The 16,202-nt window shown below is 70.3% G+C and carries 19 protein-coding genes; 14 read left to right on the forward strand and 5 right to left on the reverse strand.

Going from position 1 to position 16,202, the window contains the following annotated elements:
- The first annotated feature begins 123 nt into the window (after positions 1 to 123).
- From ACWGKT_RS09510 to ACWGKT_RS09525, 4 genes are all read left to right on the forward strand, one after another.
- On the forward strand, positions 124 to 1,077 hold the full coding sequence (locus tag ACWGKT_RS09510; protein ID WP_356143189.1) for a heme o synthase: 954 nt from the start codon (positions 124 to 126) through the stop codon (positions 1,075 to 1,077).
- Positions 1,078 to 1,170: 93 nt separating this feature from the next.
- A complete protein-coding gene (locus ACWGKT_RS09515; protein ID WP_235456646.1) occupies positions 1,171 to 1,503 on the forward strand; it encodes a hypothetical protein in 333 nt (110 codons plus the stop codon).
- 86 nt (positions 1,504 to 1,589) lie between these two features.
- Complete coding sequence (locus ACWGKT_RS09520) at positions 1,590 to 2,696, forward strand: amidohydrolase family protein (RefSeq protein ID WP_453273123.1); 1,107 nt, start codon at positions 1,590 to 1,592, stop codon at positions 2,694 to 2,696.
- Between the two features lie 18 nt (positions 2,697 to 2,714).
- Positions 2,715 to 3,452 carry a nucleotidyltransferase gene (locus tag ACWGKT_RS09525; protein ID WP_453273124.1) on the forward strand — a complete coding sequence of 246 codons (738 nt, stop codon included), beginning with the start codon at positions 2,715 to 2,717 and terminating at the stop codon, positions 3,450 to 3,452.
- 1 nt (position 3,453) lies between these two features.
- Here the strand turns inward: ACWGKT_RS09525 and ACWGKT_RS09530 are convergent, their stop codons facing one another.
- The 4 genes from ACWGKT_RS09530 to ACWGKT_RS09545 form a co-directional block, all read right to left on the reverse strand.
- Positions 3,454 to 4,464 (reverse strand): COX15/CtaA family protein, encoded by a 1,011-nt coding sequence (locus tag ACWGKT_RS09530; protein ID WP_453273125.1) that lies wholly within the window; start codon positions 4,462 to 4,464, stop codon positions 3,454 to 3,456.
- 71 nt (positions 4,465 to 4,535) lie between these two features.
- Entirely contained in the window at positions 4,536 to 5,252 is a 717-nt protein-coding gene (locus tag ACWGKT_RS09535) for an ABC transporter permease (RefSeq protein ID WP_356143187.1), read from the reverse strand.
- Positions 5,253 to 5,397: 145 nt separating this feature from the next.
- Positions 5,398 to 6,375 carry an ABC transporter ATP-binding protein gene (locus tag ACWGKT_RS09540; RefSeq protein ID WP_453273126.1) on the reverse strand — a complete coding sequence of 326 codons (978 nt, stop codon included), beginning with the start codon at positions 6,373 to 6,375 and terminating at the stop codon, positions 5,398 to 5,400.
- Positions 6,376 to 6,406: 31 nt separating this feature from the next.
- On the reverse strand, positions 6,407 to 7,222 hold the full coding sequence (locus ACWGKT_RS09545; RefSeq protein WP_453273127.1) for an aminoglycoside N(3)-acetyltransferase: 816 nt from the start codon (positions 7,220 to 7,222) through the stop codon (positions 6,407 to 6,409).
- A 161-nt stretch (positions 7,223 to 7,383) separates the two neighbouring features.
- Between ACWGKT_RS09545 and ACWGKT_RS09550 the strand changes: the two genes are divergently transcribed.
- From ACWGKT_RS09550 to ACWGKT_RS09585, 8 genes are read left to right on the forward strand one after another with little or no spacing between them, the layout of a single operon-like run.
- Entirely contained in the window at positions 7,384 to 8,118 is a 735-nt protein-coding gene (locus ACWGKT_RS09550; RefSeq protein ID WP_356143152.1) for a helix-turn-helix transcriptional regulator, read from the forward strand.
- Positions 8,115 to 9,536, forward strand: a complete 1,422-nt coding sequence (gene sufB, locus ACWGKT_RS09555) for a Fe-S cluster assembly protein SufB (RefSeq protein WP_235456655.1) — start codon at positions 8,115 to 8,117, stop codon at positions 9,534 to 9,536. The genes ACWGKT_RS09550 and sufB overlap by 4 nt, the downstream gene beginning before the upstream one ends.
- Before the next feature lie 57 nt (positions 9,537 to 9,593).
- Complete coding sequence (gene sufD / locus ACWGKT_RS09560; protein ID WP_356143149.1) at positions 9,594 to 10,778, forward strand: Fe-S cluster assembly protein SufD; 1,185 nt, start codon at positions 9,594 to 9,596, stop codon at positions 10,776 to 10,778.
- Positions 10,775 to 11,098 carry a non-heme iron oxygenase ferredoxin subunit gene (locus ACWGKT_RS09565; RefSeq protein WP_235456657.1) on the forward strand — a complete coding sequence of 108 codons (324 nt, stop codon included), beginning with the start codon at positions 10,775 to 10,777 and terminating at the stop codon, positions 11,096 to 11,098. The genes sufD and ACWGKT_RS09565 overlap by 4 nt, the downstream gene beginning before the upstream one ends.
- Positions 11,099 to 11,105: 7 nt before the next feature.
- Positions 11,106 to 11,870 (forward strand): Fe-S cluster assembly ATPase SufC, encoded by a 765-nt coding sequence (sufC, locus tag ACWGKT_RS09570; protein ID WP_453273128.1) that lies wholly within the window; start codon positions 11,106 to 11,108, stop codon positions 11,868 to 11,870.
- Positions 11,867 to 13,123 carry a cysteine desulfurase gene (locus tag ACWGKT_RS09575; RefSeq protein WP_453273129.1) on the forward strand — a complete coding sequence of 419 codons (1,257 nt, stop codon included), beginning with the start codon at positions 11,867 to 11,869 and terminating at the stop codon, positions 13,121 to 13,123. Before sufC ends, ACWGKT_RS09575 begins: the two co-directional genes overlap by 4 nt.
- Positions 13,124 to 13,139: 16 nt before the next feature.
- Positions 13,140 to 13,607, forward strand: a complete 468-nt coding sequence (gene sufU, locus ACWGKT_RS09580) for a Fe-S cluster assembly sulfur transfer protein SufU (protein WP_356143146.1) — start codon at positions 13,140 to 13,142, stop codon at positions 13,605 to 13,607.
- Positions 13,604 to 13,936, forward strand: a complete 333-nt coding sequence (locus ACWGKT_RS09585) for a metal-sulfur cluster assembly factor (protein ID WP_145874896.1) — start codon at positions 13,604 to 13,606, stop codon at positions 13,934 to 13,936. Before sufU ends, ACWGKT_RS09585 begins: the two co-directional genes overlap by 4 nt.
- Before the next feature lie 58 nt (positions 13,937 to 13,994).
- Here ACWGKT_RS09585 and ACWGKT_RS09590 read toward each other — a convergent pair whose 3' ends face one another.
- Positions 13,995 to 14,348: an AbfB domain-containing protein gene (locus ACWGKT_RS09590; RefSeq protein ID WP_453273130.1), complete on the reverse strand. Its 354-nt coding sequence runs from the start codon at positions 14,346 to 14,348 to the stop codon at positions 13,995 to 13,997.
- A gap of 956 nt (positions 14,349 to 15,304) precedes the next feature.
- Here ACWGKT_RS09590 and ACWGKT_RS09595 point away from each other — a divergent pair.
- Both ACWGKT_RS09595 and ACWGKT_RS09600 read left to right on the forward strand, forming a co-directional pair.
- Entirely contained in the window at positions 15,305 to 15,625 is a 321-nt protein-coding gene (locus ACWGKT_RS09595; protein ID WP_356143140.1) for a DMT family transporter, read from the forward strand.
- On the forward strand, positions 15,625 to 16,167 hold the full coding sequence (locus ACWGKT_RS09600) for a TetR/AcrR family transcriptional regulator (protein ID WP_453273131.1): 543 nt from the start codon (positions 15,625 to 15,627) through the stop codon (positions 16,165 to 16,167). The genes ACWGKT_RS09595 and ACWGKT_RS09600 overlap by 1 nt, the downstream gene beginning before the upstream one ends.
- Positions 16,168 to 16,202: the final 35 nt, after the last annotated feature.

The following is a 16,202-nucleotide window of genomic DNA, read 5'->3' on the forward strand; positions in this document are numbered from 1 at the left end:
GCCCTTCAACACGACCCCACCCCCGCGAATGTCCGGGTCTGGGCAACGTCTACAGTGGCGTGGTACGCGCGAGTCTTTACCGTCGGTTCACACGGCGGGCTCGCTGGGATGTCTCTGTCAGGGGTGTGCGTGACGGCCGTCGAATCCCGTCCAGCGGGGGTGCTCGGGGAGAGCCTGAGCCCGAGCCACCGGCCGTTCGGGGCCCGTGTCAAGGCTTTCGTGGCGCTGACCAAGCCGCGGATCATCGAGCTGCTGCTCATCACCACCGTTCCGGTGATGTTCCTGGCGCAGCAGGGCGTGCCCGACCTGGGCCTGGTGCTGCTGACCTGCGTCGGCGGCTACCTCTCCGCGGGCGGCGCCAACGCGCTGAACATGTACATCGACCGCGACATCGACGCGCTCATGGACCGCACCTCGCAGCGCCCGCTGGTCACCGGGATGGTCAGCCCGCGCGAGTGCCTCGCCTTCGGCATCACGCTGGCGGTCGTCTCGACGCTGCTGTTCGGACTGACCGTCAACTGGCTGTCCGCCTGGCTGTCGCTCGGAGCGCTCCTCTTCTACGTCGTCGTCTACACGATGATCCTCAAGCGGCGTACGTCGCAGAACATCGTGTGGGGCGGCATCGCGGGCTGCATGCCGGTGCTGATCGGCTGGTCCTCCGTCACGAACTCCATGTCGTGGGCCCCGGTCATCCTCTTCCTGGTGATGTTCTTCTGGACGCCGCCGCACTACTGGCCGCTGTCGATGAAGGTGAAGGACGACTACGCGCGCGTGGGCGTGCCGATGCTCCCGGTCGTCGCCTCCAACAAGGTCGTCGCCCAGCAGATCGTGCTCTACAGCTGGGTGATGGTCGGTGTGTCGCTGCTGCTGACCCCGCTCGGCTACACGGGCTGGTTCTACACGCTGGTCGCGCTGGTCGCGGGCGGCTGGTGGCTGTGGGAGGCGCACGCCCTGCAGAACCGCGCGAAGGCGGAGGTGACGGGCACGAAGCTCAAGGAGATGCGCCTGTTCCACTGGTCCATCACCTATGTGTCGCTGCTGTTCGTGGCGGTGGCGGTGGACCCCTTCCTGCGGTGACCGACCGAGACTTGCCCGACGGGCGGGGTCCGTGGCCAAGGCCACGCACCCCGCCCGTCGCCGTTTGATCTACCCGTCGGTAGCATCCTGACCATGGCAGACACGCAGCAGGTTGACCCGAAGGCCGAGCGCACCGTGGCGCGGCTCGCCCGGCAGATCAGCGCCTTCTCGAAGGCGCACGGCGGTGCCGAGGGCCAGGTGGCCTACATCGGCGAACGCGGCGCCCGGATCGTCCTCGTCGGCGAGGACGGCGGCTGGGGCGACCTGGTGGCGCCCAGCTACGCCATCGCCGAGCAGGCGGTGGAGAAGTCCGGGATCACCGTCCACGAGTCCTTCGACGGCGAGTTCGCCGCCAAGGTGAAGACGGGCCCGTACGAGTGGAAGCGGATGGCCGGTATCCAGATCGGCGGCCCGAGCAACAGCTGAGCCTCGGAGCAACACCTGACACCCGGTTCACCCGTTAGGACCTGAGAGAGCCTGAAGAGGGCGCGGTCCAGTCGGGGAGTGACCGGATGATCGAGACGTCGTCCCTGGTGGACCAGTACTGCCACGGCGTACTGAGGACGGAGCTGGGCCTCGGCACGTTCGAGGCCCAGCTGGCGCGGACCGAGGGTCCGCCCGCGCCCGGCACCACGCTCTTCGACACCCAGACGGGTTTCGCCGTACGCCGCTGGTGCCCCCCGCTGCTCGGCCTGGAGCCGCACTGCCCGCCCGCCCGCTATCTCGCCCGGCGCCGCGAACTGGGCGTACTGGAAGCGGGCCGCCGCCTGTTGCGGGGCAGCGGCATCACGACCTACCTGGTCGACACCGGACTGCCCGGCGACCTCACCCCGCCCGCCGAACTGGCCACCGCCGGCGCCGCCGAGGCCCGCGAGATCGTCCGCCTGGAACTCCTCGCCGAGCAGGTCGCCGACACCTCCGGCACCGTCGAGTCCTTCCTCGCCAACCTCGCCGAGTCCGTGCACGGCGCCGCCGCGAGCGCCGTCGCCTTCACCTCCGTGGCGGGCGTACGCCACGGCCTCGCCTTGGCGCCGGAGCCGCCCGGGCCGGGGGAGGTGCGCGGCGCGGCCGGCCGCTGGCTGGCCGGGCGCCGGGTCGGCGGGGAGCTGAGCGACCCCGTACTGCTGCGGCACCTGCTGTGGATCGCGGTCGCCTCGGGCCTGCCGCTCCAACTGCACGCCGGGCTCGGGGAGCCGGGGGCGCGCATCGACCGCACGGATCCGGTGCTCCTCACCGACTTCGTCCGCGCCACGGCCGGCCTCGGCACGGACCTGGTCCTGCTGCACGGCTACCCCTACCACCGCCACGCCGCCCACCTCGCGGGCGTCTTCCCGCACGTCTACGCCGACTCGGGCGCCGCGCTCGTGCGCACCGGCGCCCGCGCCGCGACGATCCTCGCCGAGATCCTGGAACTGGCCCCCTTCGGCAAGATCCTCTTCTCCAGCGGGGCGCACGGTCTGCCCGAACTGCACGTGGTGGGCGCGCGGCTGTTCCGGGAGGCACTGGACCGCGTCCTGGGCGGCTGGGTCGCCGAGGGCGCGTGGTCGCTCAAGGACGCCCAGCGCGTGGCCGTACTGGTGGCGGCCGGGAACGCACGGCGGGTGTACGGACTGGGCTGAGCTGTCCAGACTGGGCGCATGCCGACCGACGCCTTACTCGACCGCTTCTTCACGGCCCTCGCGCCCCTCGCCCCGGTCGCCCTCTGGGCGCACGGCTCGCTCGCCGGGGGCGACTACCAGGAGGGCCGCAGCGACCTGGACCTCATCGCCGTGCTGGAGGGCCCCGTGACGCTGGGCACCGTACGCAGGGTCGTCACCCTGCACCGCGCGCTGCGCATCGATCCGCTCGCCGCCAAGCTGCACTGCAGCTATGTGACCCCGGCCGGGCTCGACGACGCCGGCCGCAAGCACCTGACCTGGGCGCACGACCATGTGCTGCGGCGGCCGGTCACCCCCGTCACACGGCGCGAACTGCACGTCTTCGGGCGGGTGCTGTACGGACGGCCGCCGGCCGGTCTGCTGCCGCCGGTGACGGCCGGGGAGCTCCATGACTTCGTCGTGCGCGACCAGCGGGAGTTCTGGCGGCCCTCCGTCGACAAGGCACGGCTGTGGAAGCAGGACGTCTGGGTCGACCTGGGCCTGGTGACCTTCGCCCGCGCGAGCGTCACCCTGCGCGAGGGCCGGCTGATCTCCAAACGCGAGGCCCTCGACCTGCTGCCCGGCCTCGGCGCGCCCGCCGAGGTGGTCGAGGACGTCGACCTCCGCCGGTACGGGACTCCGGCGCCGCCCAGCGAGCCGTGGACGACCCGCAGGGCCGAGCTGACGAGGAACTACCTGGGCCCGGCCATCGACGCGCTCGTGGCAGCGTACGGATGACTCACGCGCGCGTGCCGACCGTCGCCTCCGCCGAGGGACCGGGGACGCCGGCCGCCACGTCGGGACGCTCCCGCAGGGACAGCAGGACGCGCAGCACACCGATCCACACCAGGCACGAGCCGAGCATGTGGAGGCCGACGAGCACCTCGGGCAGGTGCGTGAAGTACTGGACGTAGCCGATGACCCCCTGCACGAGCAGGATCACGAACAGCTCGCGGGTCCGGTGCAGCGGTCCCTCGGGGGCGTCGACCGCCTTCAGGACGAACCACAGGGCGAAGGTCAGCGTGACCACGATCCAGGCGAGCACGGCGTGCAGCTTGGTGACCGTCTCCCAGTCGAGCTGGATCCGGTCGACCTCGCTGGAGTCTCCCGCGTGCGGGCCCGCGCCGGTCACCACCGTGCCGACCGCGATCAGCAGGGCGGACGCGGCCACCAGGAACCACACCAGCTGCTGCACGGCCTTGCCGACCAGCGGCCGCGCCGCCCCGTCGCCCTCCCGGGTGCGCTGCCACATCACCGTGGCGACGGCGATCAGCGCCGAGGAGAGCAGGAAGTGCGCGGCGACGGTGTACGGGTTCAGGCCCACCAGGACCACGATCCCGCCGAGCACCGCGTTGCCCATGATCACCCAGAACTGCGCCCAGCCCAGCCGGGTCAGCCCGCGCCGCCACGGCTTCTCGGCGCGGGCGGCCACGATCGCCCAGCCGACGGCCGCGCACAGCACGTACGTCAGCATGCGGTTGCCGAACTCGATGGCGCCGTGGAAGCCCATGGCCCGGGTGGTGGTGAGCGAGTCGTCGGTGCAGGTCGGCCACGTCGGGCAGCCCAGGCCCGAGCCGGTCAGCCGGACGGCGCCGCCGGTCACCACGATGACCACCGCCATGACGAGCGCGGAGAGGGCGGCCCGCTGGACCGTCCGGGGATCCGGGGTCCAGCGTGCGGCGATGAAGGCGAGCGGGTTGCGCAGGGCCGCCACGGCGTCGGCGGGGGTCAGCTTTGGCACGTGCACCATGGTAGGCCGCCGCTTGTGCACGCTTTCACGAGGGGCCGCCCCCGAGGTTGACCAGGGGTACCTCGATCGGGTCACTCCCAGCGGAAGAACTTCCCGGCCGCCGCCAGTCCGACGACCGCCCAGACGGCGAGGATGCCCAGGTCGCCCCAGGGCGTCCCGGCCCCGTGCTGGAGCACGTCCCGCAGCCCGTCCGAGAGCGCGGAGATGGGCAGCAGACCGAGCACCTGCTCCCCGGCCGAGCCGAACTTGTCCAGCGGCACCATCACCCCGCCGCCCACGAGCAGCAGCAGGAAGACCAGGTTGGCGGCGGCGAGCGTCGCCTCCGCCTTCAGCGTGCCGGCCATCAGCAGGCCGAGGCCCGAGAAGGCGGCCGTGCCGAGGACCAGCAGGAGCAGGACGGCGAGGGGATTGCCGTGCGGGGACCAGCCGAGCGCGAAGGCGATCGCGGTCAGCAGGATCACCTGGAGGACCTCGGTGACCAGCACGGACGTCGTCTTCGCGGCCATCAGACCCCAGCGCGGCAGCGGGGAGGAGGCGAGCCGCTTGAGCACGCCGTAGCGGCGCTCGAAGCCGGTCGCGATGGCCTGCCCGGTGAACGCCGTGGACATCACGGCGAGGGCCAGGATGCCCGGGGCGAGGAAGTCGACCGCCTCGCCCTTGCCGGTGTCGACGATGTCCACGGAGCTGAAGAGCACCAGCAGCAGGGTCGGGATCACGACCGTCAGCAGCAACTGCTCGCCGTTGCGCAGCAGCATCTTCGTCTCCAGCACCGCCTGGGCCGCGATCATGCGGGGCAGGGGCGCCGCACCCGGCTTGGGGGCGTACGTACCGGTCGCGGTCGTCACGAGCGCAGCTCCTTGCCGGTCAGCTCCAGGCTGTGCTTTCCCGGGGGACAACCCCCGGACCCCCGGCCGATCTCGGTGTGAGCCGGAATCATGAGCGCAGCTCCTTGCCGGTCAGCTCCAGAAAAACGTCTTCGAGAGTGTGCCGTTCCACCGAGATCCGGTCCGGCATCACCCCGTGCTGGGCGCACCACGAGGTGACCGTGGCCAGCAGTTGCGGGTCGACCTTGCCGACGACCCGGTAGCTGCCCGGGGTCAGCTCGGCGGCCGTGCAGTCGGCCGGGAGCGCCTTGAGCAGGGAGCTCACGTCGAGGCCGGGACGGCCGGTGAAGCGCAGGGTGTTCTCGGCGCCGCCCTTGCACAGCTCCTCCGGGGAGCCCTGGGCGATGACCCGGCCGCCGTCGATGATCGCGACGTCGTCGGCGAGCTGCTCGGCCTCGTCCATGTGGTGCGTGGTGAGGATGATCGAGACGCCGTCGGCGCGCAGGTCGCGCACCAGCTCCCAGGTGGCCCGGCGGGCCTGCGGGTCGAGGCCGGCGGTCGGCTCGTCCAGGAACACCAGCTCCGGGCGCCCGACGACGGCCATGGCGAGCGCGAGCCGCTGCTGCTGGCCGCCGGAGAGCCGGCGGTAGGTGGTCCGGCCGGTACTGCCCAGTCCGAGCCGCTCGATGAGCGCGTCCACGTCCAGTGGATGCGCGTGCAGCTTGGCGACGTGGCGCAGCATCTCGTCCGCTCTGGCGCCCGAGTACACGCCCCCGGACTGCAGCATCACACCGATGCGGGGACGCAGCTCGGCGGACTGCCGGACCGGGTCGAGGCCCAGGACGCGCACCGTGCCGGAATCCGGCTTCCGGTATCCCTCGCAGGTCTCGACCGTGGTCGTCTTCCCCGCCCCGTTGGGGCCGAGGACGGCGGTCACCCCCGCCTGGGCCACCAGGTCGAGGCCGTCCACCGCGGTCTTCGTGCCGTACCGCTTCACCAGGGCCTGGACCTCGATGAGCGGGTGCGGCGCGAAGCGTCTCGTCGAGGGGCGGTGGTCGGGAGACGGGCGGGCGGGCTCACTGCGCATGGGTCCAGAGTCTAGGTACGCCGTCCGGCCGTCAGGCGGGCGGGTGCAGGAACTCCTCCTCACGGGGTCGGTGCACCGGCAGCCACCGCTCCGCGTAGGCCACCGCGTCCGCCACCGGGAACAGCCGTGCCTGTGCCGCTCCGACCGTGCCGCGCGCCACGGGCCGGTCCCGCTCGAAGTCGTGGCCGAGCTCGTCGAAGCGGTCGGAGTCGATCGAGACCTCGACCACCGTCTCCCAGCCGCCGCCCGGGGCGGGCCGTCCCACCCGGACCAGGGGCGCCGGGATGCGGTACTCGGCGAGGTGGAAGGAGGTGCAGGCGGCGTAGCCGGCGCCGAGCAGCAGCACCCGGGCGCCCAGCTTCTCCAGCCGGGCCAGCGGGCTGCGCTCGCCGAGCCGGCAGTCGGGGGCGTGACCCTCGACGATCTCTGCCGCGTGCGGGCCGAGGGCCGCGAAGGAGGTCTGCGGGTGCGCGCTGCGCAGGGCGCCCGGCCAGGTGCGGACGGTCTCCGGGAGCACTCCGACCCCGCGCGAGGGCGTGAGCAGCGGGTCGTACTCGGGCATGGTGGCGCGGATGCGCTCCCACCAGGCCTCGGGCACCGGCGGATTGCTCCACACGGCCGGGTCCGACACGTCGCCGGTCTGGGTCGGCACGACCAGCGTTCCCTGGGGGCCGAGGGCGTCGAGCAGTCCCTGGACGACGGTGACGGCCCCGCCGTTGACCCAGCCGAGCGAGCTGAGCGAGGAGTGCACCAGCAGGATCTCGCCGGTCTCGACACCCAGCAGGCGCAGCTGTGCGGAGACGGTGTCGCGCGTGACAAGTGGGCCGGTCGGAGGGGGTGTGGGCATGGTTCGCGAGTGTTCCCGAAGAGCCCCGCCGATGCCATCGGTTTGATCGATCGAAGATCGTTTCCGCAGGTCGGATTAGGTATGCCTAAGTGACGCAGTGCACCGTCCGCTGCCGAGGGGGCGGCTTGTCAGGCTCTGAGGAATTACGCAACAATGGCGTTGTGAAAAACGTCGGCGAGGCTCCGGAGACCCCCACGGGGGCCCCTCATGAAGAGCTCGCGACCGGTGAGCGCTCGACGCGCAACCGCGTCGCGCGGTCCATCCTGGACCACGGCCCGTCGACCGTCGCCGAGCTCGCCGGACGGCTGGGCCTCACCCAGGCGGCCGTACGACGTCACCTGGACGCCCTGACCGCCGACGACGTCGTGGAGGCGCGCGAGCAGCGGGTGTACGGGGCGCGGACGCGCGGCCGCCCGGCCAAGGTCTTCGTCCTCACCGACTGCGGCCGCGACGCCTTCGACCAGTCGTACGACAAGCTCGCCGCGGACGCGCTGCGCTGGATCGCCGACCAGGAGGGCGGCCAGGAGGCGGTCGCCGCCTTCGCCCGCGCTCGGATCGCCGCGCAGGCGCACGCGTACCGCGAGGCGATCGAGGCCGTCACCCCCGACAAGCGGGCCGAAGCGCTGGCCAAGGCCTTGAGCGTCGACGGGTACGCTGCTACGGCGCGCAGCGCACCGGTCGGCGAGCAGCTCTGCCAGCACCACTGCCCGGTCGCCCATGTCGCGGAGCAGTTCCCCCAGCTGTGCGAGGCGGAGACGGAGATCTTCGCCGAGCTGCTCGGAACGCACGTCCAGCGACTGGCGACCATCGCCCACGGCGACGGCGTCTGCACGACGTTCATCCCCAAGATTTCACCTGACGCATCTGCAAGCACGGCCGGGAGGAACCCCGCATGACTCTCCCCACGGAGACTGCCCACCCCGAACTCGAGGGTCTGGGCACGTACGAATACGGCTGGGCCGACTCCGACGAGGCCGGCGCCTCTGCGAAGCGTGGTCTGAACGAGGACGTGGTCCGGGACATCTCGGCTAAGAAGTCCGAGCCGGAGTGGATGACCAAGCTCCGCCTCAAGGGCCTGCGCCTCTTCGAGAAGAAGCCCATGCCGAACTGGGGCTCGGACCTGTCGGGCATCGACTTCGACAACATCAAGTACTTCGTGCGCTCCACGGAGAAGCAGGCGGAGTCCTGGGAGGACCTGCCCGAGGACATCAAGAACACCTACGACAAGCTGGGCATCCCGGAGGCCGAGAAGCAGCGCCTCGTCGCCGGTGTCGCCGCCCAGTACGAGTCGGAGGTCGTCTACCACCAGATCCGCGAGGACCTGGAGGAGCAGGGCGTCATCTTCCTCGACACCGACACCGCGCTGAAGGAGCACCCGGAGCTCTTCAAGGAGTACTTCGGCACGGTCATCCCGGTCGGTGACAACAAGTTCGCCTCCCTGAACACCGCCGTGTGGTCGGGCGGCTCCTTCATCTACGTCCCGCCGGGCGTCCACGTGGAGATCCCGCTCCAGGCCTACTTCCGCATCAACACGGAGAACATGGGCCAGTTCGAGCGGACCCTGATCATCGTCGACGAGGGTGCCTACGTGCACTACGTCGAGGGCTGCACCGCCCCGATCTACAAGTCGGACTCGCTGCACTCCGCGGTCGTCGAGATCATCGTCAAGAAGAACGCCCGCTGCCGTTACACGACCATCCAGAACTGGTCGAACAACGTCTACAACCTGGTCACCAAGCGCGCCGTGGCGTACGAGGGCGCGACCATGGAGTGGATCGACGGCAACATCGGCTCCAAGGTGACGATGAAGTACCCGGCCGTCTACCTGATGGGCGAGCACGCCAAGGGCGAGACCCTCTCCATCGCCTTCGCGGGCGAGGGCCAGCACCAGGACGCCGGTTCCAAGATGGTCCACATGGCGCCGAACACCTCGTCCAACATCGTCTCCAAGTCGGTGGCGCGCGGCGGCGGCCGTACCTCGTACCGCGGCCTGGTCGAGATCGGCGAGGGCGCCGCGGGCTCCAAGTCCAACGTGCTCTGCGACGCGCTGCTCGTCGACACGATCTCCCGCTCCGACACGTACCCCTACGTGGACGTCCGCGAGGACGACGTGTCCATGGGCCACGAGGCGACCGTCTCCAAGGTCTCCGAGGACCAGCTCTTCTACCTGATGAGCCGCGGTCTGACCGAGTTCGAGGCGATGGCGATGATCGTGCGCGGCTTCGTCGAGCCGATCGCCAAGGAGCTCCCGATGGAGTACGCCCTTGAGCTCAACCGGCTGATCGAGCTCCAGATGGAAGGCGCGGTGGGCTAGCCCCCGACCGCGGTTCCATCAAGCCACTCACGTAAGAAAGCGAGCACTACGACAGCCATGGCTGAGGCTCAGAACATCCCCGTGGGCTCCACCACCGCGGGCCAGATCGCGGTGGCCGCCGAGTCGACCGTCGCCACGCGCATGAGCGCGCCCCCGTCCTTCGACGTGGCGGACTTCCCGGTCCCGCACGGCCGCGAGGAGGAGTGGCGGTTCACCCCGCTGGAGCGCCTGCGGGGCCTGCACGACGGCACCGCCGTGGCGAACGGCGTGGGCGTGAAGATCGCCGTCGACGCCCCCGAGGGCGTCACCGTCGAGAGCGTCGGCCGCGACGACGCGCGGCTCGGCAGGGCGGGCGTCCCGGTGGACCGCGTGGCCGCCCAGGCCTACTCCGCGTTCGAGCAGGCCGGCGTGGTCACCGTCCCCAAGGAGACGGTGCTCACCGAGCCGATCCGCATCGCCGTGCACGGCCAGGGCGGGGTCGCCTACGGTCACCAGGTCATCGAGCTGGGAGCCTTCGCCGAGGCCGTCGTCGTCATCGACCACACCGGTGACGCCGTGCTCGCCGCCAACGTCGACTACATCCTGGGCGACGGCGCCAAGCTCACCGTCGTCTCCGTCCAGGACTGGGACGACAAGGCCGTGCACGTGGCCCAGCACAACGCGCTCGTCGGGCGCGACGCCTCCTTCAAGTCGGTCGTCGTCACCTTCGGCGGTGACCTCGTGCGCCTGAACCCGCGCGTCACCTACGCGGGCACCGGCGCCGAGGCCGAGCTCTTCGGCCTGTACTTCACCGACGCCGGGCAGCACCAGGAGCACCGCCTGCTGGTCACCCACAACACCCCGCACTGCAAGTCGAACGTCGTCTACAAGGGCGCGCTGCAGGGCGACGCGGCGCACGCCGTGTGGATCGGCGACGTGCTCATCGAGGCCAAGGCCGAGGGCACGGACACGTACGAGATGAACCGCAACCTCGTCCTCACGGACGGCGCGCGCGTCGACTCGGTGCCGAACCTGGAGATCGAGACCGGCGAGATCGTCGGCGCCGGTCACGCCTCCGCCACCGGCCGCTTCGACGACGAGCAGCTCTTCTACCTGATGGCCCGCGGCATCCCCCAGCACGAGGCCCGCCGCCTGGTGGTCCGCGGCTTCTTCGCCGAGCTGGTCCAGCAGATCGGCGTCGCGGACATCGAGGAGCGCCTGATCGCCAAGATCGAGGAGGAGCTGGAGGCGTCGGTCGCATGACCAGCACCTTCGTACGCGCCTGTGGGCTGAGCGAGCTGGAGGAGGACACCCCGAAGCGGGTGGAACTCGACGGCACGCCGATCTCGGTCGTGAAGACCGAGGGGGAGGTGTTCGCGATCCACGACATCTGCTCGCACGCCAACGTCTCGCTCTCCGAGGGCGAGGTGGAGGACTGCCAGATCGAGTGCTGGCTGCACGGCTCCAGCTTCGACCTGCGCACCGGCAAGCCGTCCGGCCTCCCCGCGACGCGCCCCGTCCCCGTTTACCCCGTAAAGATCGAAGGGGACGACGTTCTCGTCTCCGTCACCCAGGAGTCCTGAGGCACCCATGGCAACGCTTGAAATCCGAGACCTGCACGTCACCGTCGAGGCCGACAACGCCACGAAGGAGATCCTCAAGGGCGTCGACCTCACCGTGAAGCAGGGCGAGACGCACGCCATCATGGGCCCCAACGGCTCGGGCAAGTCGACCCTCGCCTACTCGCTCGCGGGTCACCCGAAGTACACGATCACCAGCGGCACCGTGCTGCTCGACGGCGAGGACGTCCTGGAGATGTCCGTCGACGAGCGCGCCCGCGCGGGCCTGTTCCTGGCGATGCAGTACCCGGTCGAGGTCCCCGGCGTCTCGGTCTCCAACTTCCTGCGCACCTCCGCCACCGCGATCCGCGGCGAGGCCCCCAAGCTGCGCACCTGGGTGAAGGAGGTCAAGGAGGCCATGGAGCGCCTCAACATGGACCCGTCCTTCGCCGAGCGCAACGTCAACGAGGGCTTCTCCGGCGGCGAGAAGAAGCGCCACGAGATCCTCCAGCTGGAGCTGCTCAAGCCGAAGGTCGCGATCCTCGACGAGACGGACTCCGGCCTGGACGTCGACGCCCTGCGGATCGTCTCCGAGGGTGTGAACCGCGTCCGTGAGACCGGCGAGGTCGGCACCCTGCTGATCACGCACTACACGCGCATTCTGCGCTACATCAAGCCCGACCACGTCCACGTCTTCTCCGGCGGCCGCATCGTCGAGTCCGGCGGCGCCGAGCTCGCCGACAAGCTGGAGGACGAGGGCTACGAGGCCTACACGAAGGGTGGCGCATCCGCGTGACACAGCTGCCGGGCCTCCTCGACACCGAGGCGATCCGCAAGGACTTCCCCGTCCTGGACCGGCTGGTCCACGACGGCAAGAAGCTCGTGTACCTGGACAACGCTGCGACCTCGCAGAAGCCGCGCCAGGTGCTGGACGCCCTGAGTGAGTACTACGAGCGCTACAACGCCAACGTCCACCGCGGGGTGCATGTGCTCGCCGAGGAGGCCACGGCGCTGTACGAAGGCGCCCGCGACAAGGTCGCCGAGTTCATCAACGCGCCGAGCCGCGACGAGGTGGTCTTCACCAAGAACGCCTCCGAGTCGCTCAACCTCGTGGCGAACATGCTGGGCTGGGCCGACGAGCCCTACCGCGTGGACCGCGAGACCGAGATCGTCATCACGGAGATGGAGCACCACTCCAACATCGTTCCGTGGCAGCTGCTCGCGCAGCGCACCGGCGCGAAGCTGAAGTGGTTCGGGCTGACCGACGACGGCCGTCTCGACCTCTCCAACATCGACGAGATCATCACGGAGAAGACGAAGATCGTCTCCTTCGTCCTGGTCTCCAACATCCTGGGCACGGTCAACCCGGTCGAGGCCATAGTCCGACGCGCCCAGGAGGTCGGTGCGCTGGTCTGCATCGACGCCTCGCAGGCCGCGCCGCACATGCCGCTGGACGTACAGGCCCTGCAGGCCGACTTCGTGGCCTTCACCGGCCACAAGATGTGCGGCCCGACCGGCATCGGCGTGCTCTGGGGCCGCCAGGAGCTGCTGGAGGACCTGCCTCCGTTCCTGGGCGGCGGCGAGATGATCGAGACCGTGTCGATGCACTCCTCGACGTACGCCCCGGCGCCGCACAAGTTCGAGGCGGGCACGCCCCCGATCGCCCAGGCGGTCGGTCTCGGCGCCGCGATCGACTACCTCAACTCGATCGGCATGGACAAGATCCTCGCCCACGAGCACGCGCTCACCGAGTACGCGGTCAAGCGCCTGGCGGAGGTCCCGGACCTGAGGATCATCGGCCCGACCACGGCCGAGGACCGCGGGGCGGCCATCTCCTTCACACTGGGTGACATCCACCCGCACGACGTGGGCCAGGTTCTCGACGAGCAGGGCATCGCGGTCCGTGTCGGCCACCACTGCGCGCGGCCCGTCTGCCTGCGGTACGGAATTCCTGCGACCACGCGAGCGTCGTTCTATCTGTACTCCACGCCGGCCGAGATCGACGCTCTGGTCGACGGGCTGGAGCACGTACGGAACTTCTTCGGCTGACGGGACGAGCGATCGCATGAAGCTGGATTCGATGTACCAGGAAGTCATCCTGGACCACTACAAGCACCCGCACGGGCGTGGTCTGAGGGATGGCGACGCCGAGGTGCACCACGTGAACCCGACGTGCGGCGACGAGATCACCCTCCGAGTGAAGTACGACGGTACGACGATCGAGGACGTCTCGTACGAGGGCCAGGGCTGCTCCATCAGCCAGGCCTCCGCCTCCGTCCTGAACGAACTCCTCGTCGGCAGGGAACTGGCCGACGCGCAGAAGATCCAGGAGACCTTCCTGGAGCTGATGCAGTCCAAGGGACGGATCGAGCCGGACGACGCGATGGAGGACGTCCTGGAGGACGCGGTCGCGTTCGCCGGTGTGTCCAAGTACCCGGCGCGTGTGAAGTGCGCCCTCCTGAGCTGGATGGCGTGGAAGGACGCGACGGCCCAGGCGCTGAGCGGAGCCGACGCCGAAAGGAAGACCGCATGAGCGACACCGTGGAGACGAAGCCGGCCTCGGAGGAGGAACTCCGCGAGGCCCTGTACGACGTCGTCGACCCCGAACTGGGCATCGACGTCGTCAACCTCGGCCTGATCTACGGCATCCACATCGACGACGCGAACATCGCGACGATCGACATGACCCTGACCTCGGCGGCCTGTCCGCTGACGGACGTCATCGAGGACCAGGCCAAGTCCGCCACCGACGGCCTCGTCAACGAGCTGCGCATCAACTGGGTCTGGATGCCGCCGTGGGGCCCGGACAAGATCACGGACGACGGCCGCGAGCAGCTGCGCGCGCTCGGGTTCAACGTCTGAGGTCCACCCGGCGTCGACGAAACGGCGAGGTCCGCCCGGACCTCGCCGTTTCTCGTGTTCACCCCAGACCGTCGACCAGCCGGAACGCCGAGTCCGCCCGGTACAGGTCGCTGCTCTGGTACCGGTCCAGCTTCAGCCGGAAGTTCTGGTGGCGCAGGAAGCGGCCCGGGTAGTTCACCGACTCCAGCATGACCGCGCCCGCGTGGGCGGAGGCACGGGGGCAGAAGGTGGCGTCCTGCGCGAACAGCCGGGAGCCGTCGTCGCGTTCGGCGCGCAGCAGGAAGTCGCGGTGCCGCAGATAGCCGCCGTCGGCCGTGGCGAAGGAGTAACAGGCGGCGTCCGCCAGCCCCTTGACCAGTCGGAACGTGGCGTCGCGGCGGGCCCCGGCCGAGCCGACCGGGTCGAGCCGCACGTAGCCGCCGCTGATGTGCCAGTAGCGGTCGGGGTAGTTGACGGAGCGGACGGACTTCCGCGCGGACGAGTTCTTCGAGTCGCCCGATCCGCCGCCCCCGCCACCACCTGATCCGTCGCCCGGCCCGTCGCCCGGTCCGTCGTGCGATCCGGAGTCCTTCGAGGACGCGGACGGCCCGGCGGAGGGTGTGGACGCCGCGCTGCCGTGGTGGCGCGCGGACGCGGCCGACGGTGATCGAACCGCCGTTGTTGGTGCGGGTGTAGGCGGCCGGCACGGTCGCGTCGCTGATCGTGACCGGCGAAGGCAGGCTGTTCCCGGTGGAGTTGGTGGTCCAGGACGCGCCGCTGAGCTCGGTGAGCGACTGGCTGCCGGCGCCGCTGTCCGGGTAGTACTCGGAGACCCTGCCGGTGACGGTCACGCTGTTGCCGACCGCGGTGTTCGGCGTCGTGGACCCCTTGTAGACGAAGATCGCGTCACTGGTCGCCGCGTTGCCGTCGCCGCTCGCGCTCTGGATCCAGAAGCCGCGCGAGGAACCGGTGGAGCGGACCGCGGTGACGATGCCGGTCGTGGTGACCATCGAGCCGTTGTAGGGCGAGATCCGGGTCGAGCCCTGGATCGCGGAGATCGTGTAGGTGGCGGCGTGCGCGGTGTGCGGGAGGGCGATCAGCGCGCCGGAGGCGAGCAGTCCCGAGGCCAGCGCGCGGGCGCCGAGCCCGAGCGTTCTGTCCATGCGCGTCCCTTCAACAGTCGGAAGAGCGAGGCAAGTTGGAGCCGGACGGACATGAGCGACTGGTCGCCGAGAGTTCTATGCGCTCAGCGTTACGGCCCGACGTACGGAGCGTGTTCCGGACATGTCGTCTACGCGCGTGGCACGTGGCGCCCGGTGCGGGTCCCCGACGAGTTCGCGCGAGCCCGGTGGGCAGACGGCACGCCCCTCGTTATGTACGCTTGTACACATGGGATACCTGTTGCTCGCCGGCGCCATCGCCGCCGAGGTGACCGCCACGACGGCGATGAAGTACAGCGACGGTTTCAGCAGGCTCTGGCCCTCCGTGCTGACCGCCCTCGGCTACCTCGTCTCCTTCGTCCTGCTCGCGCGGACCCTCAAGTCCCTGTCGATCGGTACGGCGTACGCGATCTGGGCCGGGGTGGGCACCGCGACGATCGCGGTGATAGGCCTGATGCTGTTCGGCGAGGGGCTGAGCGCGACCAAGGTCGCCGGTCTCCTGCTGATCGTCGCGGGCGTGGTCGTCCTCAATCTGGGCGGCGCCCACTGATGCCCCGGCGTTACGACCCGGAGCGGCGGCAGCGGATCATCGACGCGGCGATCCGGGTGGTCGGGGAGAAGGGCATCGCGGGCCTGAGCCACCGCTCGGTCGCCGCCGCGGCGGACGTCCCGCTGGGCTCCACGACATACCACTTCGCGACCCTCGACGAGCTGCTGGTCGCCGCGCTGCGGCAGGTCAACGAGGGCTTCGCCAAGGTGCTGGTCGAGTGGCTGCCGGAGGCCGGCCGCGGCGACCCGACCGACCTCGCGACGGACCTCGCCCGGGCGCTCGGGGAGTGGCTCGGCGGGGAGCGTACGGGCGTGGAGCTGGAGTACGAGCTGTATCTGGCGGCGCTGCGGCGTCCCGCGCTGCGACCGGTCGCGGCCGAGTGGACGGAGGAGACGGCGGCCCGCCTCGCCCACCGCACCGACGCGGCCACGGCCCGGGCGCTGCTCGCGTTGATGGACGGCATCTGTCTTCAGGTGCTGCTGACCGGCGCTCCGTACGACGAGGAGTACGCCCGCGAGATGCTGGCTCGGGTGATCCCCTGAACCCGCGCCCGGCACCTGAGACGCCCCCGGCACCG

Source organism: Streptomyces sp. NPDC054794, from assembly GCF_053611585.1.

Coding starts and splice junctions, on each gene's coding strand:
- ACWGKT_RS09515 (WP_235456646.1), top strand. CDS start 1,171: ATGGCAGACACGCAGCAGGTTGACCCGAAGGCCGAGCGCACCGTGGCG.
- ACWGKT_RS09520 (WP_453273123.1), top strand. CDS start 1,590: ATGATCGAGACGTCGTCCCTGGTGGACCAGTACTGCCACGGCGTACTG.
- ACWGKT_RS09525 (WP_453273124.1), top strand. CDS start 2,715: ATGCCGACCGACGCCTTACTCGACCGCTTCTTCACGGCCCTCGCGCCC.
- ACWGKT_RS09530 (WP_453273125.1), bottom strand. CDS start 4,464: ATGGTGCACGTGCCAAAGCTGACCCCCGCCGACGCCGTGGCGGCCCTG.
- ACWGKT_RS09535 (WP_356143187.1), bottom strand. CDS start 5,252: ATGATCGCGGCCCAGGCGGTGCTGGAGACGAAGATGCTGCTGCGCAAC.
- ACWGKT_RS09540 (WP_453273126.1), bottom strand. CDS start 6,375: ATGCGCAGTGAGCCCGCCCGCCCGTCTCCCGACCACCGCCCCTCGACG.
- ACWGKT_RS09545 (WP_453273127.1), bottom strand. CDS start 7,222: ATGCCCACACCCCCTCCGACCGGCCCACTTGTCACGCGCGACACCGTC.
- sufB (WP_235456655.1), top strand. CDS start 8,115: ATGACTCTCCCCACGGAGACTGCCCACCCCGAACTCGAGGGTCTGGGC.
- sufD (WP_356143149.1), top strand. CDS start 9,594: ATGGCTGAGGCTCAGAACATCCCCGTGGGCTCCACCACCGCGGGCCAG.
- ACWGKT_RS09565 (WP_235456657.1), top strand. CDS start 10,775: ATGACCAGCACCTTCGTACGCGCCTGTGGGCTGAGCGAGCTGGAGGAG.
- sufC (WP_453273128.1), top strand. CDS start 11,106: ATGGCAACGCTTGAAATCCGAGACCTGCACGTCACCGTCGAGGCCGAC.
- sufU (WP_356143146.1), top strand. CDS start 13,140: ATGAAGCTGGATTCGATGTACCAGGAAGTCATCCTGGACCACTACAAG.
- ACWGKT_RS09585 (WP_145874896.1), top strand. CDS start 13,604: ATGAGCGACACCGTGGAGACGAAGCCGGCCTCGGAGGAGGAACTCCGC.
- ACWGKT_RS09595 (WP_356143140.1), top strand. CDS start 15,305: ATGGGATACCTGTTGCTCGCCGGCGCCATCGCCGCCGAGGTGACCGCC.
- ACWGKT_RS09600 (WP_453273131.1), top strand. CDS start 15,625: ATGCCCCGGCGTTACGACCCGGAGCGGCGGCAGCGGATCATCGACGCG.